Origin of the sequence: Oxalobacteraceae sp. CFBP 8761, from assembly GCA_014841595.1 — a bacterium.
Classification (GTDB): Bacteria; Pseudomonadota; Gammaproteobacteria; order Burkholderiales; family Burkholderiaceae_D; genus Telluria.
Map to the genome: position 1 here is coordinate 2273673 of JACYUE010000001.1, position 25195 is coordinate 2298867.

The window sequence follows — 25195 nt, forward strand, 5'->3', positions numbered from 1 at the left end:
CTCCTCAGTCTGCCCACGTGGTCCATACCGGAAGGGAGAGTGCGCCCTCCATCTCGCCCGGCGCGATCCACGTTGCCGTGCCATTTACCACCTTCGTGCCTACCTCGTTGCGGGTATCGACCGCGCGGATGACCATCTGCCGTCCGCCGCCAAGCAAGCGCTCGCGGCAGGCTGTCCACAGCTTGCCGCCCTGGATGGCAACAGGATGACCATCCTCGAACACCTTGTCGGCCTCGCTGTTGACCGGCACATCGCGGACCAGCAGCACGCGCTCGCCGAGCGTTACGCTGACGGTCAGGTTAAATGGCGTATCGTCGCCGAGCGCATCGAGCGGCTCCGGCTCCATCATGACTACGGTGACTCGTACCCGGTCCAGGCGGTCGGTTGGCGGCCAATCGCCAGCGGCAATGGCTTGCGCCTCTCTTTCCAGCCCGTCCGCCAGCGCGGCAAGCGCATCGATGGCTACCTGGAGCCGGTCACGCCCGAGGTCGGCCAGCTTCTTTGCGTGCTCGCGCAGGGCAATGGCGCGCGCCCCGAGCCATTGCACCGCGTCCGGTTGGGCCGGCGCGTCCTCCATCGGTCGGTATGCCAGCGTTACCCTGGTACGGATGCGGGCGAAATTGGCCGCCGCCAGGTTGAAGCTGTCGGCTTGCGCATCCGTCCCCGCCAGGCTGCCGGCCAGGCGCAGCGTTTGCTCGTCGGCCGGCGCCAGCGGCAAGGGGAAGCTCAGGTAGAAGTGGCGTGCGCTTGCGGCGGAAGCCCAGGTCACTGCGGACTGGAGGGCCTTGCCGGCGGGAGCCACAAAACGGGATCCGCGCAGCGCCAGCACGACCGGCTCGAAATCGGTGGCATCGTCGCCCAGGGGCCGGGAAATGAGACTGACCTGGGCATCTTCATCTTCGAAGCTGCGTCCCTCACCCAGCGATCCGCGCCGCAGTACGGTGTAGCGCACGTTCGGATCGGGCAGCCATGCTATGTCAGCTTCCTCGCCGGTGAACCAGGAGTGAGATTGCGTTTCGCTCAGGTCGGCGTGCGACACCATGCGCAGGCCCTCGACTTGAATCTCGGCGCTGGCGCCCGCCGCGGGACGAGAAATCGCCAGCACGGGCTTGTCCAGCAGGGCGACCGTTTCCTGCTCCCGCTCCGGAGCCGGCACGCGCAGCGTGAGCGCCAACGGCCGCCGCGGCGTCGCATCCTGTACCGCGGAGACCACCCGCGACACCACCAGACCGGCGCGCGCCACCGCCAGTGCGGCGACCCGGTAGTGAGCCGGCAGTTGCGCAATGCGCCAGATGTCGGCGCCTTTCCACAGTGACGGGTACTGGTGCGCCAGCCGGGACAGGGCATCGTCGCCAATGCTGGCCGCCATGCCCGGAGCCGTAGCGGCCAGATCGGCATGTCGTTCCGGGTACATGATGCAATTGAGCGCCCCCTGCGGTTGGGCCAGTTGCAACAGCTTGTCAGGCCATTGCGGATCGCGGTATTCGCGGATGAAGCTGAGCGCCGTCCCTTCGGTGCCGAGACGCGCGAACAGCGAGCGATTGGAGAAGGCCAGCGCTTCCTCACCGTGGCGGGCCACCACCAGTTCCCACTCGGACCGCTCGCCTTGTACCAGCTGCGAGCCGAGGATGACGGGCGGCTCGATGCGTTCGGTACGGGGTGACACGGCCAACGCGTAACCGAGCGCGTTGCGCAGCGTTGGCCCTTCGCGCAATGCCTCCGTCACCAACTGCTCGCTCTCGCTCTGCGCTTTGTAGTAGCCGGCGCCTAGCGCCAGGTTTTCGTAGCGCGGCGTCGGCCGCACCGCATACACCCGTGCGTGGGACCAGCGGTCGGCATGCAGGAACGACAGCGCAAGCTGGCCATTGGCATCGGCCGCCAGTCTCAGTGGATTGGCCCGGATCGGCGCGGCGAGCGCGAAGTGCACGGTGCCGGCCGGCCGACCTGGGGCGGCCGCATGATCGAGGAAGCGCTGCCACCACGGTACATAGGCTGCGGCTACCTGCTTGACGTCGGCCAGTGACACCTGGTCCACCCAGCCCGGGCCGGGCCAGACCAGCGCCGGTGCGACGTAGCGCAAATTCTCGCGCAGCGACTGCAAGGCGCCTGCCGCCGCGCCGTTGCTGGCGGCCAGGGCCTCGGCCCAAGTGTCGGAAGTCAGGGCGGGAAAGCGTTCCCACGGTGTAGGCCCAGCATGATCCAGATTGGCGGGCTTCTCATTGGCTGGACTGCTGACAGGATTGAATGTGATCCCACATTTGAATGGGGTGGCGGGAAACTTAACATCCTTGCCCGTCGGTTTGACCGCCATTTCCTTGAGATCCTCGAAAGACACGAGTGCTTCGGTCGCCTTGCAGGTATCGCTGCTCACCGTGCGTACCCGTGCCACCAGTCCCACGCCTGGCACCTGGTCGCCGTCGGGGGTGCGCAGCAAGTATTCCAGGGGCGCGCGGGCGCCCCGCACCACTCCCTTGGGAAACGCGCTCAGTGGAAAGCGCACGTTTTCGGCGATCAGTTCGCGCACGCCGCCTTCTTGCAGGGAAATAAGGTCGCACGGCACCGCGCCCGCACTGAACTCGACCTCATACCCGAGCAGGGTACGGGTAGCCATTCCATCAGGCGTGAGTTCGTGGGGCCAGAAGCCGGCCTTCCATTCCAGCGACAGCGTCAGGTAATGGCGCGCCGGCGCCGGCGCCGGGCGCAGCGAGATCTGGGCAATCGCAAGTGCCTCGTCAGCCAGGTTGAGGTCGCCCGCTTCTGTCTCAAGCCCGGCGCTGGACAGCACCGCTTCAAACGGACCTGCGCGCCGGTCCTGACCGGGCCGCATCAAGATCTCGACCATGGGTTGGCCGTAGAAGCGCGCATTATTTTGCGCATCGGGGAAACGGCCCAGGTAGCGCGTCATGGCGGCCTGCAGTACGGGCTCGATCCGTGTTAGCAGTTCGCCGGCGTCGAGGAAGCGGTCGAGGTCGCGATCGTACAGCTTGACTGTGCCGGCCAGGCCCAGTTGCTGCAGCACGCCCCAGCCGTACGGATCGGCTTCGGGATTGCTGTCGGCCAGGAATGCGGCCATGGTCGTCACTTCCAGCGGCTGCACCGGCTGCACCGATACCACATAGCGCCGATACAGGCGGTCGTGGTGGGAACTGTATTCGAGCTCGCCAAACACTTCTTCCAGGATCGGGTGCAGGAAGGACGACAGCACCAGTGGCTGAAGCACGGTTCCAGTTATCAGGTCCGGCTTGTTCGGCACAGCGGGCCGGCCTACCACCTTCAGCGCGCAGCGGATGCCTTCGCCTGCGGCCAGGGCTCTTTCCTGGAACGCATCCAGACCTGTGCCAGGATCCCAGCATACGCCCATCAGGGCGGCGCGCAGGCGCGCTGCGTCGAACGGGTCGCCATTGGTGATCCGCAGTTCCATGGCGCCATTGGCTGCAGTGGCGGTCAGCGCCAGGCGCGGCACCTGCGGGCTGCCAAAACCAAGATGGTCGCACTGCAAGGTGGCATTCTCCTTCAGCGTGGCGGCCAGTGTCTTGAGCCGGTCGTCGGCATCATCGGCCACGGTCCATATCAGCGTCAGCACCAGCCGCTGGGGAATGCCGAAGCGCAGCAGGTCGGCCACCGCCGCTTCGGAGGCGGTAGGGAACAGGCGCCGGCGCGGCACCCGGGCCGCGAACAGCGCGCTCGACTCGGCCGCCGAGTACCATGCGGCGCGGCGCGGCTGCGCCTGGCCCCTGCGGCCGTCAGCACGGTGCTGCAGGCGCCAGGTTTCGCTCGGGTAGTGGGCATGCCAGCCCGACCAGTCCTGGTTCGACTCGGGGAGCAGGCGCGCCATGGACGGCGGTACGCGTTCGATGCGCGCCACCCGCCGCGCCCGGTCCCAGGTAGTGGCGCTGGTTTCGAACTCCAGCTCGATGTTGGTGTCGAGCGCGGCGAGGTCGTCGAGGTCGATCTCGTGCAAATCGAAGCCGGCGATGCTGCTGGCATGGACGGGGTCCACCGTCGGCCCGGGTGTCTGGGCAAACGCCGGCTGGGCATCGAAGCTGATCTCGGTCAGGATCCGGCGCTCGGGGTCGCGCACCAGCGCGCAGGCCGCCTTGCCACCCTTTTCCAGGAAAGTCTTCAGGCTGTCCTCAGCCCGAGGCGCCCGAAAACGCGCGAAGCCGCTGCTTGCACGCACCTGGCCGGGTCCGTGCGGCGGCAGTTCCAGATGCACCGGCCACTCGAAGGCCTCCGGGCGCATCAGGCCTTGCTGGCAGCCCGCCTGCGGTGCGACGACGACTTCGATATTGACCGGCACGCGCTGCGAGATCCTGATGACCTTGTAGGTTTTTTTGTTGTCGTGATTGCCCTCGACCAAGTGCACTGTCTGGAGCCAGAAGCGGGTGGCGATGCGGGCGCCGGCACTGGCACCGTCGCGCCGCCACAGGCTTTCAAGGAAACCGACCAGGTCTTTGGGCTCGACCGCCTGCGGCGCATTCAGCGGAACCGCCTTGTCGACCGCATCGTTCCCGCTCGAACCGGCCAGGCGGCACCAGGCCGGATAAGTGCGCAGGGTCTCTTCGTCCGATTCGATCTGGTGCACCGGATTGTCGTCGCGCACGGTGCCACCGGGCTTGAGTGCTGAAACGAATTGCCCACCGGCGATCTCCCAGATCCGTTCGTCCGCGCCTTGCAAGGCCATGGACGCTAGTCCCGGGCGCTGCTCCGAGAGGCCGTCGGTGCCGTAATGGCCGGACGGGCTGATGTTGTCGGGGTCGGCGATCAGGTGGTAGCGGCGCGTGATTTTGCCGTTTGCCGTAACGAGCGGCGCGTGGTCGCCCACTGCCAGCAGCACGCCCAGCGCGCCGGCCGGCACGGTGCCGCTGTGGTGGGTGCCGCCATCGATACTACCAAGGTGGTGCACCATGAAACGCAGCTCGGCCTGGGCCGGACGCAGGTTCGGCGAGGGCTGTTCCACCTCGACCAGGAAGGACTTCGGCATGCCGCCCGAGCCGGCAATGTCCACTGGCGTGACGGTGTAGCTGATTGACAGGGTTTTCTGTTCGCCCACCAGCAGGGACCAGCCGAGCGCGGCCTCGAAGGCGGCGTCATCATCCTTGGTGGGCAGCAGGGCGCGCCGCAGGTCGGGGTCGAGGTCGGCCAGGTCGTCGGTGAACTGCCATTCGGGTGCCAGCAGCGTGACCATGCCATCGGCGTTGCGCCCGCCGAGTGTGGCCGCGGCCTTGACCTCAACGACACGCGGGGTAAATTCAAGGCCCTCGACCGTGCGCACGATCTCGTAGTGGTGCAGGAAGTGCTCTGGATCGGCCTGCGAACCGGGTGCGTCGGGTGTGGCGAAAGCAGTGGACAGATCCCAGCCCAGCTTGATGCCTTCGTGCCCCCTGGTGCTGCGGTCGCTGGCCAGTACCGGGTCGTCGGTGACGAACCAGCTCTGAAGCGGATTGAGCACGGTCACGTCGCCCATGCCGCCATGTTCAGGCCGCGGTCCCAGCAGGTCGTTCTTGATGACCTTTAACGCGGCCAGTTGTTCAAGGTCGTCCAATTTGCCGTAGAACACCAGACCGAGGTCGGTGACATGGGCAAACCGTGTCGGCGGCACGCCGTTTTTGGCCAGGTTGACAAACTGGTCGGCGAACATCGACAGCACCGACGAGCGCGCCTGATAGGCGCCCTCGACCACAGGGTTGGCTGCCGCCTGGGCGGAGCAGGCACGCTGGATGCTGTCGCGCTCGGCATTGCGCTCTTGCTCGGTACCGCTGGCGGCCCGCGTGGCCCGGGCGTGGATGCGCGCGGGCACTTCGGCCCAGGCCGTGGTGCGGCGGTATGGCGGTGCGCCATCGATGCCGGCACGCCACTCGGTGTCGGACAGATAGCATTCGTCAAACACCAAGGCCAGGGTCAGGTCGGCGGAGCCGTCTTCGGTCTCGACCGGGCTGTTCCACTGCGCCGCAATTGGCTGCCACTGATTTTTTTCGAGATCGAACGGAACGAAGTTGCGCGCGGCAGTGGGGTCGCAGCGCTTGAGTCGGTTCAGTGCATCGCGCTGCTCGTTTGTGACGTCTGCGGGCAGGTACAGGTAATGGGCGGGCTGGGCCGGGTCGCGCTTGCCCGAACCGGGCATGAAAAAGCAGGCCGGGGCGTAGAAGGCGTTCAGGTAGGCGTCCGGTCCGGGGTCGCCCGGGCGCTGGCTCAGGCGTGCTTCGCGCGGCAGCAGCAGCGCGTAGCCATAGCCTTCCGGGATGAGCGCGTCATCGAACACGGCGGCTTGGTGCAGAACGCACCAGAATGCCGTTTCGCGCACCGCGGTGCCGAATTTTACGCGCGTTTGCGAGGCGGGCAGGGTCATACCGCCAGGGCCGGGCGTGCTTACCTCAGCCGGCGCGGGGGCAGCGGCGGCAGCCTGAGCATGCTGCGCGTCCTGTTGCATGCGCACGTCGCCGCTCTGGTTCAGCGCGGCGGGCGCGGCATCCGGTTCCTCGGCCGTGATCGACATGGCCAGGAAGCGCTGAACACGGGCGCGCGCTTCATCGAGCTTGCCGCTCCCCAGCACGAAGCCGACCGAGACCGACAGGGTAGCGCCGAACACCGACACCGCCACGCGCGCATCGACGCGGGCGCCGATTCCCTCCGGCGACAGGGCGAGTTCGATCGCGGCCGAGAATTGCAGTGTTGCGGAGAAGCCAATGCGAATGGTGAACTTCTTGATCCCGAGGTCGATTTCCATCCACGCGCGGAAATTGACCATCAGCCTGGCATCGAGCGCGATCAGGCCGTAGATGAGCGAGCCGGCGAAACGCCACGACAGGTAGCAGATCACGCGCGCCAGCAAGCTGGCAGTGAGGGTGGCTTCGGCGCAGACCCCGACCGGGCCGCTCTGGACCGAGCCGCCAAAGCGGAAATAGGCGTCGGCCTCGATGTTGTAGCCCCACAGCAGGCCATCCTCGGCGGCGCGGAAAATCATGCCGCCGCGAACAGTCACGCGCATGTTTTCTTCGTCGAACAGGCGTGCCGCCAATTGGTTCGGCCAGCCCAGTTCGTAGTGGAAGAGGCCCGGCTTGATGAACAGGGTGGCCGACCAGTCGACCGACTGCAGGGCCTTGCGCAGCGGCGCCCCCTCGGCCAGGGCGGGGATACGGTCACCGATATACCCCTTGCTGTCGCCGATCATCCGTGCCAGCAGGCGCTGTTGCGGAGCCGAAATGTACAGGTAGCCGCGCAGGCCCGGCTTCGAGCGCAGTCCATCCTTGTCTTTGAGGTAGTCGATGTAATTGGTGCCTACCCAGCCGCGCAAGCCCATGAACAGCGTGAAGTCGGAGCGGATTGCCGCTACCAAGTCGAACATGAAGGGGTTTTGCGCTTGCTTTTCCGCTTCCTCGTCCCAGGTCTTGGCGGCCGGATAAGCCTGGATCGCGCCCTTCAGGGCCAGGGTGACGCGGTCGCTTTCCGGTTCCGGCTTCCAGGCCGAGAACTTGTGCAGATCGCCCGCGGTCTTCGACACTTCGTCCAGCGCGTTGATCAGCTTTGGAATCGAGGTGGCCTTGTCGGCGGCAGCGATGGCGTCCAGCGTGTAGCGAAAGCCCAGGCCAAAGCCGGCTTCCCGCAAGTAGAAATTCCATGCGGGCGTGGGAATTTCAATGGCCAGTTTCTTTTTCTCGGCGTAGAAATAGAAGGACTTGCGACGCTCGCCCGGACGGTCCGGGTGTTCCAATTCCAGAAAGCCAAGGCTGGCGCCCATGGAGCCCCAGCCGGGAATGTCGAATTCGCCCCGTCCCAGGAAGCCGTAGGTTTTGTAGCCATCGGGCGCCAGCTCGCTGCCTTCCACCGTCGGGGTGTCGGCGTCAACCGCGATGACGGTGCCGCGCACCCGGATCGCGCCTTTCAGGTTCAGGTCGATGCCGAGGCCGTCCGCCTTGATACGCGGCAGTGATTCGTGTTCCCGGGGCGGCGCGATCCACAGGCCGTGGAAATCGATCGACGGCGCCATCACGTCGCCGATCTCCACAAACTTGATCTGGCCCGATATGTTGACCGCTGGCGAACCATCGAACTTGGGCGATGCGGGGTGGTAGCCGAAGCCGCGCAATTCAAAGGTGAACAGGTTGAACAGGTTGAAGCTTTTCTTTGGATTGAGCGTCTTCTGGAACGAGATGTGCTTGACCAGCACCCGCGGATCGGCCGACAGCGGCGTGCGTTCCAGGTTCATTTCGACACCGTCGAGATACTGCAGCAGACCGTTTTCAAATTCGCCCTCTTTGGGCGAAAAGCGCAGCGCCCCTGTCACGAGATAGTAGAAGTGATAGCCGCCATCCTTCACGAATGCAATGTCGAGGTCGCTGATGGTGAGCGTGAAGCGCGCCGCGTGGCAGATGATGGGATCGTTCTTTTTGTCCAATTCCACCTTGCCTGCCTGAAGAACGATGCCTTCGCCAGGCACTTCGCCGAAGGTCAGCGCGACCGTGCAGTCGGCTTCCCCGATCAGGTCCGGCGGCAGCGCGCCGCGTCCGGCGACCGTGGCGCTGACCAGGCGCCCGCCCTTGATTTCCAGCTTGCCCTCGGTGAAGTGGAAGGGAACATCGATGCCGTTCAGGCGCACCGGATTGTCGGCCACCCTCGCCACCAGATCGAGCCCGCCGGGGCCGATCCTGAAAGTGTCGACCTCGAACACCAAGCCTTGGCCGTCGGACGATAAGCCATTGAAGCGCAGTCGCATGCGGGCCTTGCCTTTGGTGTCCGCGTCGGTCAAGGCGCGGTTGAGCTCGAATCCGCTCTGACCGCCGGCAAAACCAATCGAGAACATGTCGATTTTCGTGTTGGCCAGGCGCTCGTCTTCGTTCGCCTGTTCGATGACCCACACCAGGCCCAGGGCTTCTTCCTCGATCCGGTCGGAAGCAATCGGGAACACATTCGACGCTTCCAGGCGCATGGCCAGCGAATCGAGCGAAAGGAAGGCTTCCAGGTCGAGCGTGGTTTCCAGGCCGGCCGCTTTCAGTCCGAGCAGCAGATTGATTTTCACCTCGCGCGTGGCCAGGCTGCCACTGCTTGTGCTGTCCTTGACCCACACCACGTTCCCCAGCGACTGCTGCAGCTTGTCGAGGAAACTGGAGCCGTCGGCCTTTTCCCCCTGCTGCTTTTTCTTGTCACCCGATGCCCCCATGCCCAGCAGGGGCAGGATGCGCTCGGTGGCCAGTTTGACGTCAAGATTGAAATCGTTGTCCGAGAGGGGTTCGAGCCGGAACGGGCCGTCGATGCTGCGCGCGTGCAGGCCCAGCTGGCCGGGAATGGGAATCTCCATCGAATTCCCGGCCAGGCGCTGGAAGAACACGCTCTGGCCGCGGTTCAGTCCTGCCAGGACCAGCATGGTGGTGGCGGCCCCGGTACCAGTTGCCAGAGCGAGTTCGAGGCTGAGCAGGGGCTGGTCCCCGGGCTGGCGTGGTTCCGGTGCGCTGGTCTTGCCGTCAACATCGCGCAGCGCCTGGCTTTCGACCTTGCCGCCGGCCCCGGCACGATCGAGCCACAGGTCGGTGGACAGGGTGGCGACATCGAGCTGGCCGACGCCTGGGTCCTGGTCGCAATGGAGTACCAGGTAAGCGCCTGGCTGGGTGGCAAAGTCGAGCAGCAGGCCCGCCTTCCAGCGCTCGGGAATGGACAGCTTGAAGCCCAGCATCTCGCGTGCCTGTTTGGGCAGCGGCTTTTTCAAGGTCACCAGGATTTGCTGCAACGCCAGCGGACGAGTGGCAACGCGCACTTCCAGCGCCAGGTCGTTCGTTCCGGGGGCCGCTGGCATGAACTCGGCCAGCTTACTGAACAGCTCAGCCAGCATTTCGCCGACCCCGGCCACCGCATTGGCCAGCATGTCGCCCAGCGAGTTCAGGGCACCGTCGGCCTTTTCCGCGATCAGGATCGCAGCGCGACCAAGAGCGGCAGCCATGCTCCCGAGGATGCCGAGCAGCTTTTGAACTCTTTCCTGAGCGATGTCGGCCAGACTGGCCACGATACGCAGGACGCCGGCACCGGCACGCACGATGTCGTCAGCGGCGCTGGCTAGCAGGACCAGCGGATAGGGCTGGACCAGCGACAGCCTGAGAAGCCGAGCGCCGGAAGGGTCGATGTCGACCGCGCCGTCGAAGGTGAGGAAGGCCTCGGGGTCGTCTGTCACGCGTAGCGTCAGGCCGGTGAATTCCATCACTGCGCGCAAGGTGGCGCCCTTGACGGAAGGCGCGCCACCGAAGCTGTTGCCTTCGTGTGAGGGCGTGAGCGTCATCGTTTTCCAGCTGACCTCGAACGGGCCAAGCCGTTCGAGCCCGTCGGACGGGAGTTCGATGGGGTCCGCCCTAGCCACCACCACGCCACCGAAAATTTCCTTCCCCGCCACGTCGCCCAGCCGCAGGTCGGCGATTTCCACGCTGAGGCCGGGGGCGGCGGCGCTGCTCGTGACGACCTTGAACATTGCGATCTTGTCGGTCGTGGTCAACAGTTCATCGACATAGTCACCGTTGACCACCAGCCAGTCGATGCCGGGAGCGCCAGAGCGCGTCCGCAATATCAGTCGGGGCGGGCCGGCGGCGTCGTTGACATGGGTGACCTCAACGTCGGCATCAGGAATCATTTCCCTGAGTGAGGAGACTGCGTTCGTCAGGCCATCGGCCAGGTCGAGCGGCGGCAGGTTCAGGGCGAGGTCGAAGCCGCTGAGATCAAAACTGGGAAACGACACGCCAAGATCATCGGCATCGATACGCAGCCTGGCATCGAGCCCGGCATTGAGCATCACGATCAGCGAGGCGGCGCGTTTCACGCCGGCAACCATGATCGTCATGCCGACACCGAATTCCAACGCGGCGCCGTTTTTTACGGCGAACTCGGCGGGCGCGACCTCGGCGTTTGCTTCCCAGATATCGAAACGCAGGCAGGCACTGGCGAACGCGCCGTCAGCAGGCGTCATGCCAAGAAACGTTGGCTTGAGATCCGCGTCGACCTTGAGATCGACCGCCATGGAAGCCGCACGCCGGATGGCTTCCTGGACGGTTGCCACGAAACGCTTGCGCAGTTCGGCGGCGACGAGACCAAGCTGGTCGTTGATCTCTTTGCTGGTACTCAAGCGGTCCGCCGTGATCAGGGCGCCGGGGATACGCAGGGGACGCGCCAGCATGAAATTGCAGGACGCGTCGAGCGGCATCTCATCCGGCTTCGCGCTGCACGGGCCGACGAGGCCGGTGACGTCGACGTAAGCTTCGCTCAGGCTGCCGTCTTCGAGCACTTTTCCAAGGGTGCCCGAAAAGGTACCGATCAGATAAAAGCCGGGCGTCCTGGCAAACGGGATGGCGATGAAATTTGGCACGTACGGCTCCTCTGACCAGCAAGCGCGAGGGCCGCGGGTCAATTGGGTAGGGCGGAGAAAGCGCTACTGGCGTCGAACGCCGTGCGATATGACGGGGCCGCTAGCGCGCGTGGCGGCGCTTGCGCAGCAGGTAGGGAGACCAGGAAGACGGGATGTGGATGGAAGCTGGCACTGCGCGTTCGTTAAAGCCGGGCATATCAATTCCTTTTGGGAATATTATAGGATCGAGCTAAGAACTGGCGGTTAAGCAAATAATGCGGTGGCAATCAAAAAAACTGTTTGACATGTCGTTTCGTTAATTCGATAGTGCAGCGGTGCAGCTTTTTAGTCAATGCACCACAATTAATATTGAAGCAAGGCTTGTCGTACGCAAGCGACGGGTTGCGGCAATACTCACCGGACAGAATGATTGACGCCTCCTTGCGCTTATTCCGGTATGAGCGCAGTCAGCGCGCTCCAGATACCAGTTAACTTTTTGTCCAAAAACAGTGGAATTGCAAGGACTGCCCATGGGTTCCGCCCGACTCATCGACGACTTCCGGCGCCGTGCGGTCAAAACGGCAGGCAGCGGGTGACGCGCGCAGGTGGCGGGGGCGGAAATGGTGCGCCGATCCGATCGCAGATCAGGAGGCGCATCGGGATCAAGGCGCCAGCGGACCTCTTGATAAGGGGCGCCTGGCACCCTTATGGGTCGTTTTCCTCTACTGGTCCAGCCCGGCCGCACTGCTGCTTGAGCGTTTCCAAAGATACGAGCAGGTGCTTCAGCCGAGACTTGATGAACTGCCCAGTGCACGCCGAGTAGGGGTGTGGTCCCGTACCATACTGAGCAAGGCGCTCTGCTGTCGCGACAATGCCGGGTAGCTCGGCAGCCAGCGCCTCTGGGGGCATGTAGGTCGCACACCTGACCATGCGTTCCAGGCCTTCCAGGTCGCATGCCAGCCGGCGCAGTATGTCTGTCCTTGCGTCGACCAAGCCGGAACGGTTAAGGCCATACACGTCGATACTGGCGTGTGCATATCGGTCGTCGCCGCCTTCGACCTGTTTTGGGACCGCGAGCGCCGGGCCGGGCACTGCTGGGTCACCGGTTGCCCATGTGAGATGGTCCGCCGGATCACGCTGGCAGGGATCGATCAGCAAGGCGTCCTCGTCCGGGAGCGCATCGGCCACGCATCCCGCGCGCCGGTTGCCCGCAATCGGAAACATGTCCTGCTTGCCGGCCAGGTGCCGCAGGTTGGTCACATCGCCGCCCTCTGCCTCGATGCGGTATAGGTCCTGGTAACGACGTCGATTGCAATCGATGCAGGACGGTAGCAGGTTTGTCCATTCCGCGGCCAGCCACCAGTAACCCGGGTGGTCCTTGTCGTCAAATACCGCGCCTTTCGGGCGGTAGTGTTCGACATCCATCGGATGGACCGCCGCGTAGCTGCTCTCGCAGTAGGCGCATTTTCTGTGGAACAGCGTGGCCAACGCGTCGATCACGTCGCTGGACTTGTATGCCTTGAAGCTGAACGCTGCCGCATTGGGCGTGGTGTAATGTTCCCGTGCCGTTTCCAGTTCCCTCAGCCCGGCGCCGTCCGGATGGGTGAGGGACGCGGGTGGTGCAATGCGCGTCCGGTCGACGAATCTCATGATTGCAGGTTTCGCTTGAGTACATCCATCACGGTGGTGATGGCGTCTTCGCGCATGCCCGCTTGATAGACGATGTCGCGCGCCGGAGCTGCACGCAAATGTCGTGTCAGGGCTTCCGCAAGGATCTGCCGGTCGAGGCTCTCGCGGATGGTCGGAATTCCGCCATACTGTTCGAGCAGCCAGTCGCGCCGGGTTCGCTGTGAAGGCAAAAGCTCGGCGTCGCTACCTCGCACCAGGCCGGACAATTCGTTGAGCATGCGCTCCTGGGCCGGCTCGGCAGTGCTGAACAGGCCAAAGTAATCCGAGATGAGAATCTGCTCAATCCTCAGCAATTCGATATTCGGCAAGTCCGTCAGCAAGGCCACTTCACTATCTGCTGTACGGTACATGAGCTGCACTTCGCCGTTTCGCATGCCGCGCAAACATAAGGGGTCGTGGGTCGTCGCGATGTACTGTACATGGGGCATCGCTTCGCGCAACGCCGCCATCACCCGCAGCTTCCAGCGCGGATGCAGGTGGGTTTCGATTTCATCGATCAGGACGATACCGCGTGCGTATTCAAGGTTGGGCGAATCCTCCAGCATATTACGCATGATGTCGGCGGCCATCCCGAACAACGACCGGTAGCCGTCGCTCATATGTTCGATCGGCGATGTCCGCCCGTGCGCCTGCACCAATACCACGCCCTCGCTGCGAAAAATCCGGTCATCCGGGCGCAGCGCCAGGATGGCGCGCATGGCGCGTGCCACCGCATCGAACTGCTGGCCATCGAGGCGGTGCAGCCAAGCGCTCGGGTCGCGCAGGGCGGCCATCGGGTTGAACAGCGAGCGGTTGGCGGTTCCCGCCACGTTCGCCTGGAATATGCGCCGCGAACCGTAGGCAAGCAGCGTGACCTTTTTTCTTCCTTCTACCACGAAGCGATTGCTGTCTTCCGAATATGAAAGGTGGACGGTACTCTTGTCGGCAAACCTGAGCGTGACCGCCAGTGCACCGGTGCGATCGAATTGCCAGCTCCCTTTCGCGCGGCTGACGAAGTCTTCCGCATTGAGTCCCAGCCGGCTGAGATTCCCCTGGCTCATCAGCGGGATAGCGATAGCCTGGAGGACCGAACTTTTGCCGGTCGAGTTCTCGCCCAGCAGCATGGTTGCGCTTGCACGCTCGGAATCGGGCGGCGGCAACGTCATCTCGAGCTGGCGGATCCCCTTGAAGTTCTGGATGGTGATGCTCGCCAGCGGAGCTTGTTCCCGCACCTCGTGGCGAAATGTCGCCCGATGTGGCTGTGATGCCGGCAGGGCAAGCGGCAGGGGGTGGCGCATCGAGTCCAGCGCCGTCTGCAGGTTTTCAGCGTCCACGCTCGCGAGATAACCGAGCACGGCGGCGATATGGGCCCGGGCCAGGAAATAGCGAACCGGTTTGGGTGCCTTGGCGCGTTTGCACAGTTCGAGCAGAAAAATCCAGACCGCTCCGTAATGCGGCGAGGACTCGTTGCAAACAGTCGCCCCGTTTGCCCCGTCGCCCCGTTTCCCTGAGCCGGAGGACGATTTTAGCGATGTCAGGACCAGTCCGATCGCTTGTGCGCGGGCATGGCGAAGTTCGGGACGATCGAGCCCAAGGACCTCGATGGTCGTCATTCCACGTTCGCTGAGTGGATAGGTTTCCCCGTGGAGCGTAAAGCCGATGTGCGCCACCGGGTCATCGGCGCAGGGATCGAGCAGCAGGGCTTCCTCTCCCTTGCCGGCTTCTGACCAGGTCGACATCAGCAAGGCGCGGCGTTCGCCCCGTACCGGAAACAGGTTGCGCTTGTGCCGGTTGCAGCCCGGGCAGATCAGCAGCAGATTCTTCCAGTCATAGGCCAGCCAGGAGTAATGATCGGGGCTCTCCGGCTGGTCATTGGCGGACGAGGCATTCGAGACAGGCCGGTAATGCCCGACGTTGCGAAACGACCGGTCCAATACCTGCTCGCAATACGCGCATTTGCGCGCAAATACCTCGTCCAGCGCGTGAATGACCTCGTCGTGAAGAAGGACGTCGGGATCGTAGGGCGCCCGCTGGCGCATGCGTACTTGCTGCTCGAGCCTGAAGTGTTCGCGGAGCTGGCCGAGCTGCGTCGCCAGGTTCGTGCTTCTCAGGCGTTCGGGTCGTGGAACAAATGCACGGTCGATTTTACGCATTGTGCCTCCTCAGCCCAGCTTTGGCGTGATTTCCAGGGTTGGACGGGGCCGTGGGACCGTTTCCGTCAAGGCATGGATGTCGCTCGGGTCCAGCCCTTTCTCCAGAGCGTCCCAGAAAATGAGCCCTGCCTTCCGGGAGGCGGGACCGAGTTTGTAGGAAGTGGGCTGACCGGGAAAGGCCCCCTCCCACATCTCGTGGTAGCTGGGGGACTGGGCGTTGCTGCGCCACGTCCTGGCCAGTGGCGCAATCGTATCCTGCAGGACTGCCGTTGTGCTGCGTGCCCGGACCCAGCGATGATTCAGCCAGCCTTCGCCCTTGCCGTCGGAGCCGACAAAGCGCTCGATGACCTTATTGGCCGCCAGGATGCCGCTCTTGCTCATGGCCTCGATGGCGCTATGGGGCATGTTCAGGTTGAGACCGCCTTCCTTCTTCGTGTGGCGAATGCGCACGATCCGGTCGCGATATCCCGGAGTACGTTGCAAGGCTTCGTCACGCCAGGCACGCGAGGTGTTCAACAGGGCAATGATAAAACTCAACAGGGACGGCTTGCCCGCCCGGTTATCGACGGACAGGTAACTGCTGACCAAGCCCTGCGCGTGCGTGTCCGGGAGCTTGACGCGCTGGCAGTCAGGCGCGCCTTCGGCCAGGCTGTTTTCCAGTGCAACCCCGAAGGCAGGGCGCTCGGGCAGCAGCTCATCGAAGAAATGCATCGGGAAGTTGCTCGATAGCCCGCCGTCCGAAAACCAGATCGGCGCTAGACGTACAGAGCCTTCATCGATGCCATTGCCTTCGATGTAGCGTAGGCGAAACAGCGGCACCGCTTGCAGGAGGATGGGAAAACTCAGGCTCAGGCGTGCAGCAAAAACGACCGGCAACTGCTCTTCCGGCGGCAGATAGAAGACGTCTGCCCGATCCGTTCCGAAATGCGGGTCGGCCTTCCGCAGCGCCTCAAGGGTGGCCTTGCGTGTGCTTGTCTGGCGCCCATGTGTACAAAGATGATCCACGACATCCGCGGGAAACAGCTGGGCCAGGTGGGAACGGCGAAACAACAGGTCATCGCTGTCGTGCGGAAGGCGGTGGGCGCGGCGTTCCGCAAGGCCCGTGCTCATGAATGCAAGGGTGATGGACTTCGAGGAGTTCGCGAGTTCGCCAAAGGTCAACGGCGGGTGGGTCTTCGACTGATAGGCGATTGCCTGGATCAGCCCATGCAGCCACTGCGTCAACGCCGGCTCCCCGGCATCGCTCCCCATCCCCGGACACATGCCGAAATTATTCCGGCACAGCGCGAGGTAACCGGTCACCACGAACTGGATCACGGCGAGCAGCACGATCATGAGGGCCGAAATCAGGACAAGTGCGATGAGCGACAACTGCCCGAGCGCGTAGCCAAGCAGGCAGCCGAGCAGGCCCAGTGCGGGGGCTTCCCAGCAATGAACAATCGTCGAACGAACCCCTGCGGTCACCCTGGACACGGCGCTCGTGCGATTGAGCACCGACGATAATATCGCGAAGTGCCGGCGCAGGCCCGGGCAGGGCTGGAACAGGGAATACAGCGTCGACTTTCCGTTTTTCCTGGGCTCGCACAGTTCTTCCGGCAGACAGGCAAGGCGCTGGAAACCCAGTTCGGCCGCTGCCGGATCACCTTGGGCTTGACAGGCATTGCGCCAGAACTGGGCAGCAGCCGTTGCCGATGCCGCGACAGCGCCGACACTGGTACCGCCGATACAGCGAAAATCAAAGCGGGTCGAAAGACGCGCGATAAAAGACGGGAAGACGACGCCGGAAGTCACGCCACCTTCCATGATCACGTCGCATTCGGTCGGTACAGTGAGGTGCTTGTCCATTTGCCCTCCGTTATAACGAAGCCGGCCGGGCCGGCGTGTGCAGGGTCCACCCCAGCACAGTGAGCGGATTGGCGCGCTTGGGTGCTGCCGAGGTTCCGGGCGGCAACAACGCGAAATGGACATGGCTCGAAGTCAGACCTTGGCCATTCGGGGAGGACGAGCAGGTGCCGGCATAGTCGGCATTGCCCGAGCAGCCGATATAGCCGATCGTCTCGCCCTTTGGTACGCTACGAGGCGCGCCATTGCGTGCGCCGAGGTGGCCGTAGTGGAATTCGTAAGTTTTACCCGCGACGCTGATCGAGAGCACTGCATACAAGCCCAATCCACCGTTCTGGTCGCGGAAGCTGAGCTCACCGTCGACGACCGCGACCAAGGCTTGACCGACCGGACCGTAAATATCAACGCCCCAGTGCTTCTTGCCATTACGGTTGCCCTGGTAGGCAGACCATTCAGGCTTCCAGAGGAGGGCGCCGACTTCGCCGTACATGCCGCGCAGCTCGCCGGCCTTGCCCGGCTGGATTAATTCGCCCTGGGTCGGATACAGGATCGATGGAAACAGCGAGGCGGTCCGCGCCGCTGGCTGGAGTACGAATGGCGTCGCCACGTCGACCGGCGTCACGGGCAGGATTTCGTCGTCATGATTCACGGGCATCTTGGTCTCCTTTGTTCAATAGGTGAAGCATGGGCGTCAGGAACTCGTCAGCCGCCGCGGGGACGCATGTCTGGCCGTTGCGGTTGTTTGCGATCGGGGTAAGCGAGCGTCCCGCTGGCTTTCGCATAGCTGGGCCAGAGACGCGCCTTCAGGGTGACGGGCAGGGCGTCGATCCAAAGTGCGAAGGCGATGTTGATGGGCGCCGCTTTCTCGCCCATGGTGGGCGCCGGATTGCGGGACCCGACGATGTTCCGGAGAAGAACATAGGCACCGCGCAATCTGCTGCCGATGTCCAGGATGTCGCCGAGCTCTACGGAGCGCTGGCCGCACACATAACACTCCGGAATGCCCGGAATTGACAGAGCGATGAAGGCCATCGGTTTTCCCTGTATAGGTGGCTTGCCACAACATCGGCCAGACTGCAAGAGTGTCGGTGATGCTGATCCGAAGAATGTAGTTTCGATGCGCTTGGATCAAGCCACATCGAATGTGAGACTGTCGGCAGTACGTAGTCTATCCGTAGAAACACCGAAGGGGAACACGCGGTTGATCCTGAACGCCGATATTTTCTTAGCAAAGTTGCTAGGAGCCTGAAACGGCGCAGTGCGCTATCATCGCGTCCCCACTGGCTTGGGTTGCGGTCACAGTTACCGAGAAGCGCTGCACCATTTCGCCCTGGCAGGCCGGCTACAGATTTATCCTTGGCGCTGCCTCCTTCCGAGCGGCAGTGGCCGGTGCGACCCAAACGTGGAGAGTGGGTGGGAACTGGGACGCCGCAATAATGGAGAGAGCATTAGCCGCAACACCATATGAAGGATTTTCAATCGACATTAGAGAATATATTGTCGAGTTAGATCTTGTAGTCAGGGTATGTCCTTGTCCCCTGTTTGTGATAAGGGTAGAGTCCCGATAATGATCAAATTTACCTTTCCTGATGAAGATTGAGCATATTTCTGCCGGGGCCAACGTCGCTTTGCAACGCAATGATGACCACGTTGCGCTGTTCACTTCCGCTGGAGTGGCCGACATTGTCGTCATTGACGGTGGCTCATCCGTGGCGGAACGGGATTACATCGACGGCATCCACGGCGATGTCGCATGGTTTGTCCATGCATTTGCCAGCGCACTTGAAAGAACCCTGATACCAGGGCGGGATCAGTCTGAATGCGTCCGGACGGCAATTGCCGATGTCCGAGAGCAGTTTATGCACCTGACAGCCGGTCACGACGTTCCAGTGCACGCGTGGCCAATCGCAGCGATGACCTGGTTAAGGATTTCACATCACGATGAGTCGACACGTGCGACGCTGTACAGCCTTGGCGACTGCACGACGCTGTTGTACACGGGCTCTGGTCCTTGTATCGATCTGGATCCATTCGTGAATCCTCAGGAAGCTGTTCTACAGAATGTGATTTCCAAATTAACGGCCGACGGTATCGAGGATCCGTTACGTCGACGCGAACAGATGCTCCCAATGCTGCGTGCTCGGCGGGAATCACAAAACATGGCGCAGGCGCCCGGTATCCTGTGTCTCGATCCGAATGGGCCGTTCCAGGCGCGTATGCGAAACGTCGAGCTGGAGCACGGTGCCAGCATTCTGGTGATGACAGATGGCTTCTACCGGCTGGTTGATCTCTACGGCTTGTACACTGATGCGGCGCTGGTGGAGGCGTGCATCACCGACGGGCTCAGGGCGCAACTCGACAAGTTACGGAACTACGAAGCAACGGGTGCACACACTGCAGCACGCGCAGTGAAGGCCGCAGATGATGCCTCTGCAGCGATCTGGACTGCGTCGTAGATTGCACCGAGAGGGAGGCATTTCCGCTGTTCGGCTTCCTGTTTGCCGCCCACACATACAGCGCATTTAACATAATATAGATTATGCGGTTTTTGGATTTTCGTTTGGCTGACTGCATCTCGATTCATACCCGAGCCATATTTCAGTCATGCCCCAAGTCTTTCCCATCGAAATCCCCGGCCACCGGCAAAACAAACCCATGACCCAATTGCGCCATGTGTAACGCCTGTTCAAGTGACTCGATGCGGCGCAGCAGCGTGAGTGCCAGCGCAAGACCGTTGCGGTCCAGTTCAAAGTCATCGCGCAGCCGGCGCGCCTGTCTTGCAGTCAGCACGTGCGCCAGATGGAAGCCGGTCGCCGGATCCGATGCATCGGCTGGCGCCATCACGCCATCCTCGACCAGATTCCTGATGTCATCGGGCGACAAACCAGATACTTCGACCAGATGCTCGATCGAACACACTGCCGTATCGTTCAGCCAGACCGCATGAGTCACTTGCATGGACATGAGTAAATCTCCTTAGCCGAAGTTGGCACGAGCGTGAAACCTGGATGCCTCTGCCAGTTGCTGATACAGCGCGCGCTCGGCGTCGCTGACCTGAGATGGAACCTTGATGACGATGACCGCGTAAAGCGCACCGGCAACACCATCCGGCCCGCGCAAGCCACGCTTGGCCAGGCGCAGTTGCTGGCCCGCTGTGGATCCTGCCTTCACAGTCAGTTCGACGTGGCCATCCAGTGTCGGAATCCGAACCGCTGCGCCCAGCACGGCCTCCCACGGAGCAAGCGGCAGATCCATGTACAGATCGCGCCCGCTGAGGCGATATAACGGGTGCTGCGTCAATGCCAGCGCGACGTAGAGGTCGCCGGGCTGACCACCATGGTGGCCGGGACCACCCTTGCCTGCCAGGCGCAGCCGCTGACCGCTGGCCGCGCCGGCTGGGATCGTGATGCGAAACGTCCGGCTGACCAGATGTTGCACGCCGCGGGCATCGGACTCGGGCAGATTCGCACGTACTTCAATCTCTCCGCCGCCGTGAATCTGCTCGAGCGTGACGTCCGCGGAAATATCCACGTCCTGGCCCCGGACGGGCGCTGGCCGGCGTGCTTGACCACCTCTCCCGCCACGTCCAAACGCGGCAAATAGATCGGCAAGGTCGGCGTCGTCGAAGCCGGCCCCAGCCGTGCTGAAGTTGTTCTGCCATCCGGGCGGCGGCGCAACGTCGGCGCCTTCCGGCGCCTTGCCAAGCGCATCGTAGGCAAGGCGCTTTTCAGGATCTTTCAAGACCGCATAGGCCTCGCCGATTGCCTGGAATTTCTCCTTCGCCGATGCATCCTTCGAGACATCAGGATGAAATTTGCGTGCCAGTTTGCGATACGCCTGCTTGATCTCGTCAGCACTGGCGGTGCGCGGAACGCCCATGGTCTGGTAGTAGTCTTTATATTTCACAGAGATCCCGGGAAAGTAATTGCGATGTCAACTGTTGCGATGTGATGCCGTTCGAGCACCCTGCTCCGCCCGCTATCGCGCACTGCTGCTCAGGATGCCGTGTTCGACGGCGAAGACGGCCGCCTGCACGCGGCTCGTCAGTTTCAGTTTCTTGAGAACATTCTGGACGTGGATCTTGACCGTGCTTTCGGCCAGGTCGAGCGTGCGGGCAATCGCCTTGTTGCTTTCTCCGCGGGCGAGGCAGCCGATGATCTCGCGTTCGCGCGGGGTCAGTTTGTCGAGCTCCGAGGCCACGGGCAACGCGCCACCGTGCAACTGGGCGACCAGCTTGGCCGTCATGGCTTCGGCGACGACGGTTTCACCTGCGGCGGCGCGGCGGATCGCGCGGGTCAGGAAATCGGTATCGATATTCTTGAGCAGATACCCGGCCGCGCCGGCAATCAAGGCGGCCGACAGGTCGAGTGCATCTTCGGACACGGTCAGCATCACCACGGCGCTGTCCGGGCAATCCTGGAGGAGCAGGTGGAGCGTTTCGAGCCCGGACATGCCGGGCATGTGCAGGTCGAGCAGAATGACCTGGGGTTGCAGCTGCAGCGAGCGCTTGATGCCGTCGACCCCGTCGGCGGCTTCGCCGACCACCGTGAATTCCGGATGGCGCTGCAGCAGCGAGCGTATGCCGCTACGGAATAACGTGTGATCGTCGATCAACAGCACGCTGATTGTATCGGCGCCCGGGGTGGTAGGTTGCTCCATGTTTTTCTTGTTCCGTGATGGCTAGGCCGCGCGCCGTTGCGCGCTTGCCAGACTGAGCTGCACCTGCGTTCCGTTGCCCGGCGCCGATGTGATGTCCAGCGTCGCATGCATCCGGCGGGCCCGCTCGCCCATGATGTGGATACCGATATGGCCGTCGTCCTCGGCGCCGACCAGCGCCGGATCGAATCCGGCTCCGTCGTCATCGATGCTGAGCGAGAAGTCGTGCCGGTCATGCAGGCGGACCTGCACGTGCCGGGCGCCCGCATGCTTGCGGATATTCGACAGCGCCTCCTGCACGATGAACAGCATCTGCAACTGCTGCTCGCGCGGGAAAGGCGCCCCGTCGGTATCGGCCTGCAACGCGATCTCGATGCCCGTCTGCCGACGAAACTTTGTCACGGTCACTTCGAGCGACTGTACAAAATTCCCTTCTTGCAGCCGGGTCCGGTAGTTCTGCAGCAGCTCGCGCACGTCCTGATAACTCTCTTCGACGCCTGCGCGCAGCGCCGGCACGATAGTGGCCACGTCCTCGTACTGGTTCTGCGCGAGCGACTGCTCCAGCATCTGCACCTGCAGATTCAGAAAATTCAGGCTCTGCGCGATGCTGTCGTGCAGCCCCTGCGCCACCAGATTGCGCTCCTCGGAAATGGCCATCTCGCGCTCGCGTTCGGCCAGGCGCTGATTTTCAATGGCCGTGCCCAGCAGCTGCCCCAGCGTTTCGAGCAGGGCCAGCTGGCGCGGATTGAAGGTGGTCGCTTCCCGAAAATGCAGGTTGAAGAAGCCCAGGTGCTGGCTCTGCGCAAAAATATGAAACACCGACACGGTCGCGAAGCCCTGGCGATGACATGCAAGGCGCACCGATTCGGGCATGCGGCGCATATCGTGCACGACCGAGATTTTTTTCAGGGCCGCGTCGCCGCACAGGCAATCGCCCACTTTCAGGCAGTGATCGGCCTCCATCAGTTCGTCTGAAATACCCTGATGACACATCATGTGCAGGATGCCGCGCGTGGGATCGAGCACGCGCACCGAGCCGCCATCGGCGTTGAAGAAGGTGCGGATCCGGGTGAGGAATCCAGCGCACAGCGCTTCTGCCGATTGGGGGTGCTGCAGGAACGACGCGCTCTCGAACAGCAGCGACAGCTCCAGATTCCGGCTTTCCAGCGCGACGGTTTTGGTTTCGACCAGCTGCTCCAGATTGCCATACAGCGCGTGCAGGCGATCGGCCATCAGGTTGAAGTCTTGCGCCAGCCGGCCGAATTCGTCGTTGCTGTCGACCGGCAGCCGCACGCTGAAATCCTGCTTGCGCATGCGCTCGATGCCCCCTTGCAGGCGCTCGACCGGCGCAATGATCATGTTGAACAGCAGATAAATCACGGCAATCGTGCCGATCAGTGCCAGTGCAAGCAAGGCCAGTTGCGACGCGCGCAGCCAGAAGGCCCGTGCCTCGCTGTCGCGCTCGATCAGGCGCACAAGCGCATCGGCCCGACTGACGAACCGGGCAATGCCGGCTTCCAGGTCGTCCTGCCCGGCCGGCGACACGGTCAAGCGGTCCAGGTGCGCCAGAATCTGCGGGCGCAGCGCGTTGTGCCACTGCGTGCTGACGTGGCCAAAGCCGGTCTGGATCTCGGCCCCCGGCGGCAGCAACAACGGCCGCTGCGGATCACCCCTGCGGATCAGGGAAAGGGTGTCGTCCATCTGCGCGACTTGTGCCAGCACCCTCGCCCGGTGCACCGGCCTGTCGCCAGGCGCTGGCGCGGTCGCCAGCAGCATCCCGAGCCGGTAGCTGTTCATGCGCAGGCTGCCGGTGACGTTGATGGCCCCGCCGCTGCCTTCGAGCTGCCAGGTCAGCAGCAAGGTAGAGCCAATAACCGTCAAACCCAGGCATAAAAAACTCACGAGCATGACGACAATGCGCGTGGACAGCTTCTGCCACGTCGAGATGACGAGCGGGGTCAGCACGGCGCAACTGCGCGCGGGCCTGAAGGTGCAAGACCTGGAACAGCATGACGCATGGCGGCTCCGTCGGTAGAAGAACAAGTGGATGTGCGACCGAGTATATACCCAGTATCTGAACGTATGGAAACTTCGGTCACTCCCGGTGGCTACTGCACCAGCGGGCTGTCCGCCCCTTCCAGTTCCACGCCCTCGATGCCCGCACGGCCCACGAGGATATGCAGGTACTGGTGCAGTGCGCGTTGCCACGATTGCCGTCGCAGTTCGTCGGCAAGCTGTTCGTGCACCGCGTCGAACGGTACCTGCCTGCCCTCGATGCGGCGTTCAGCCTGCACTATGTGCAACCCGAAGCGCGTTTCCAGCAGGCGGCCCGACAGCTCACCCGGCTGGAGCCGAAACAGTAACTCCTCGAATTCCGCAACGCACTGGCCCCGTCCCAGCTGGCCCAGGCTGCCGCCAACGGCGCCTGACGGGCAGTTCGAGTATTCACTGGCCAGCGCGGCGAAGCGCTCGGGGCGTAACCGTAACTCGTCGAGGATCAGTTCGGCAGTCTGGCGCACCAGGTCCAGCGGCGCCGACGCCGTCACCTGGAACAAGATATGGCGCGCCTCGACCATGGCGCCGCTGGAAAAGCGCGCGGCCTGGCTCTGGTAATAGCGCAGGCAAGCCTGTGCATCGGGTTCCGGCACCCGCACTTCGCGCACGAACAGCGCCTCGATGCGGTCGTCCTCTTCTAACTGGCCCAATCCGAGGCGCACCGCTTCCTGCAACAGGACTTCGCGCAGCACCAGTTCGTGCACCGTTTGTTTCAACGGATTGTCTGCGCCCTGATGGTGCGCCAGTTCGCGCGCGATGGTGGCGTCGCTCAGTTCGACGCCGTTGACAGCAATACCCATGATGTTCTCCTTGACGAATCAGCGTGCGCGCACGAGTTGCCAGGCGCGGCCAAGGTAGCCCAGGGCGCCAAAGCCGCTCCAGACGTGCACCAGGCGGGTGAACGGGAAAACCACGAACAGCGACATACCCATGAACAGGTGGAGCTTGAAGACAAGCGGCGCGTCGATGACGAACGAGGCCGCATCGCCGCGCAAGGTCAGCACGTGCTGCGCCCAGGTCATCAGCATGACCATCATGTGGCCATCCATGTGCGAGGCCGACGCGAAAATCGACGAAAGTCCCAGCAACAGCGTCGCCAGTATCCAGAACAGTACGATCTTGTCGCGGAACGTGGTCACCCGCAGCAGGCGGTCGTTCGAGAACCGGCGCGCCAGCAACAGCAGCAGGCCAACCAGCGTCAGTAGTCCCATGACGCCGCCGGCCACCATGGCCACCAGTTGCTTGGTGCCGTGGTCGATGCCGAGCGTGTCCCAGACCACGACGGGGGTGAGCAAACCGACGACGTGGCCGAAGAACAGGCCCAGGATGCCCACGTGGAACAGCGGGCTGGCCAGCCGCAGCCAGCCCGTGTGCAGGGTCTGGCTCGACTCGGATTTCCAGGTGTACTGCTCGCGGTCGAAGCGGATCAGGCTGCCGAGCAGGAAGACGACGAGCGCGATATACGGATAAATCCCAAACAGGAATTGATTCAGGTAGTTCATGG

The 25195-nt window shown here is 63.1% G+C and carries 13 protein-coding genes; 1 reads left to right on the forward strand and 12 read right to left on the reverse strand.

Features of this window, described 5'->3' with window-relative positions:
* Positions 1-4 precede the first annotated feature (4 nt).
* The 6 genes from IFU00_09965 to IFU00_09990 all read right to left on the reverse strand — a co-directional run bounded on the left by IFU00_09965 (position 5) and on the right by IFU00_09990 (position 18012).
* Positions 5-11338, reverse strand: a complete 11334-nt coding sequence (locus IFU00_09965; GenBank protein ID MBD8542608.1) for a hypothetical protein — start codon at positions 11336-11338, stop codon at positions 5-7.
* Between the two features lie 684 nt (positions 11339-12022).
* The gene (locus IFU00_09970) at positions 12023-12967 is read right to left on the reverse strand and encodes an HNH endonuclease (GenBank protein ID MBD8542609.1); all 945 of its coding nucleotides are present in this window, start codon (positions 12965-12967) and stop codon (positions 12023-12025) included.
* Positions 12964-15138 carry an AAA family ATPase gene (locus IFU00_09975; GenBank protein ID MBD8542610.1) on the reverse strand — a complete coding sequence of 725 codons (2175 nt, stop codon included), beginning with the start codon at positions 15136-15138 and terminating at the stop codon, positions 12964-12966. The genes IFU00_09970 and IFU00_09975 overlap by 4 nt, the downstream gene beginning before the upstream one ends.
* A gap of 9 nt (positions 15139-15147) precedes the next feature.
* Positions 15148-16983, reverse strand: coding sequence for a patatin-like phospholipase family protein (locus tag IFU00_09980; protein MBD8542611.1), 1836 nt, complete (start codon positions 16981-16983; stop codon positions 15148-15150).
* 10 nt (positions 16984-16993) lie between these two features.
* Positions 16994-17635, reverse strand: coding sequence for a M23 family metallopeptidase (locus IFU00_09985; protein MBD8542612.1), 642 nt, complete (start codon positions 17633-17635; stop codon positions 16994-16996).
* A 47-nt stretch (positions 17636-17682) separates the two neighbouring features.
* A complete protein-coding gene (locus tag IFU00_09990) occupies positions 17683-18012 on the reverse strand; it encodes a hypothetical protein (GenBank protein MBD8542613.1) in 330 nt (109 codons plus the stop codon).
* A 557-nt stretch (positions 18013-18569) separates the two neighbouring features.
* Between IFU00_09990 and IFU00_09995 the strand changes: the two genes are divergently transcribed.
* The gene (locus tag IFU00_09995; GenBank protein MBD8542614.1) at positions 18570-19436 is read left to right on the forward strand and encodes a protein phosphatase 2C domain-containing protein; all 867 of its coding nucleotides are present in this window, start codon (positions 18570-18572) and stop codon (positions 19434-19436) included.
* A 142-nt stretch (positions 19437-19578) separates the two neighbouring features.
* Here the strand turns inward: IFU00_09995 and IFU00_10000 are convergent, their stop codons facing one another.
* From IFU00_10000 to narI, 6 genes are all read right to left on the reverse strand, one after another.
* Positions 19579-19944 carry a hypothetical protein gene (locus IFU00_10000; GenBank protein ID MBD8542615.1) on the reverse strand — a complete coding sequence of 122 codons (366 nt, stop codon included), beginning with the start codon at positions 19942-19944 and terminating at the stop codon, positions 19579-19581.
* 12 nt (positions 19945-19956) lie between these two features.
* The gene (locus tag IFU00_10005) at positions 19957-20886 is read right to left on the reverse strand and encodes a DnaJ domain-containing protein (protein ID MBD8542616.1); all 930 of its coding nucleotides are present in this window, start codon (positions 20884-20886) and stop codon (positions 19957-19959) included.
* Between the two features lie 72 nt (positions 20887-20958).
* Entirely contained in the window at positions 20959-21639 is a 681-nt protein-coding gene (locus IFU00_10010) for a response regulator (protein ID MBD8542617.1), read from the reverse strand.
* Between the two features lie 21 nt (positions 21640-21660).
* Entirely contained in the window at positions 21661-23544 is a 1884-nt protein-coding gene (locus IFU00_10015) for a type IV pili methyl-accepting chemotaxis transducer N-terminal domain-containing protein (GenBank protein ID MBD8542618.1), read from the reverse strand.
* A 200-nt stretch (positions 23545-23744) separates the two neighbouring features.
* Positions 23745-24491 (reverse strand): peptidylprolyl isomerase, encoded by a 747-nt coding sequence (locus tag IFU00_10020; protein MBD8542619.1) that lies wholly within the window; start codon positions 24489-24491, stop codon positions 23745-23747.
* Between the two features lie 18 nt (positions 24492-24509).
* Positions 24510-25193, reverse strand: a complete 684-nt coding sequence (narI, locus tag IFU00_10025) for a respiratory nitrate reductase subunit gamma (protein ID MBD8542620.1) — start codon at positions 25191-25193, stop codon at positions 24510-24512.
* Positions 25194-25195: the final 2 nt, after the last annotated feature.

What these genes read in the sequence shown, in the direction of transcription:
- IFU00_09970 (MBD8542609.1), bottom strand. Translation starts at nt 12,967, where the DNA reads ATGAGATTCGTCGACCGGACGCGCATTGCACCACCCGCGTCCCTCACC.
- IFU00_09975 (MBD8542610.1), bottom strand. Translation starts at nt 15,138, where the DNA reads ATGCGTAAAATCGACCGTGCATTTGTTCCACGACCCGAACGCCTGAGA.
- IFU00_09980 (MBD8542611.1), bottom strand. Translation starts at nt 16,983, where the DNA reads ATGGACAAGCACCTCACTGTACCGACCGAATGCGACGTGATCATGGAA.
- IFU00_09985 (MBD8542612.1), bottom strand. Translation starts at nt 17,635, where the DNA reads ATGCCCGTGAATCATGACGACGAAATCCTGCCCGTGACGCCGGTCGAC.
- IFU00_09990 (MBD8542613.1), bottom strand. Translation starts at nt 18,012, where the DNA reads ATGGCCTTCATCGCTCTGTCAATTCCGGGCATTCCGGAGTGTTATGTG.
- IFU00_09995 (MBD8542614.1), top strand. Translation starts at nt 18,570, where the DNA reads ATGAAGATTGAGCATATTTCTGCCGGGGCCAACGTCGCTTTGCAACGC.
- IFU00_10000 (MBD8542615.1), bottom strand. Translation starts at nt 19,944, where the DNA reads ATGTCCATGCAAGTGACTCATGCGGTCTGGCTGAACGATACGGCAGTG.
- IFU00_10010 (MBD8542617.1), bottom strand. Translation starts at nt 21,639, where the DNA reads ATGGAGCAACCTACCACCCCGGGCGCCGATACAATCAGCGTGCTGTTG.
- IFU00_10015 (MBD8542618.1), bottom strand. Translation starts at nt 23,544, where the DNA reads ATGCTCGTGAGTTTTTTATGCCTGGGTTTGACGGTTATTGGCTCTACC.
- IFU00_10020 (MBD8542619.1), bottom strand. Translation starts at nt 24,491, where the DNA reads ATGGGTATTGCTGTCAACGGCGTCGAACTGAGCGACGCCACCATCGCG.
- narI (MBD8542620.1), bottom strand. Translation starts at nt 25,193, where the DNA reads ATGAACTACCTGAATCAATTCCTGTTTGGGATTTATCCGTATATCGCG.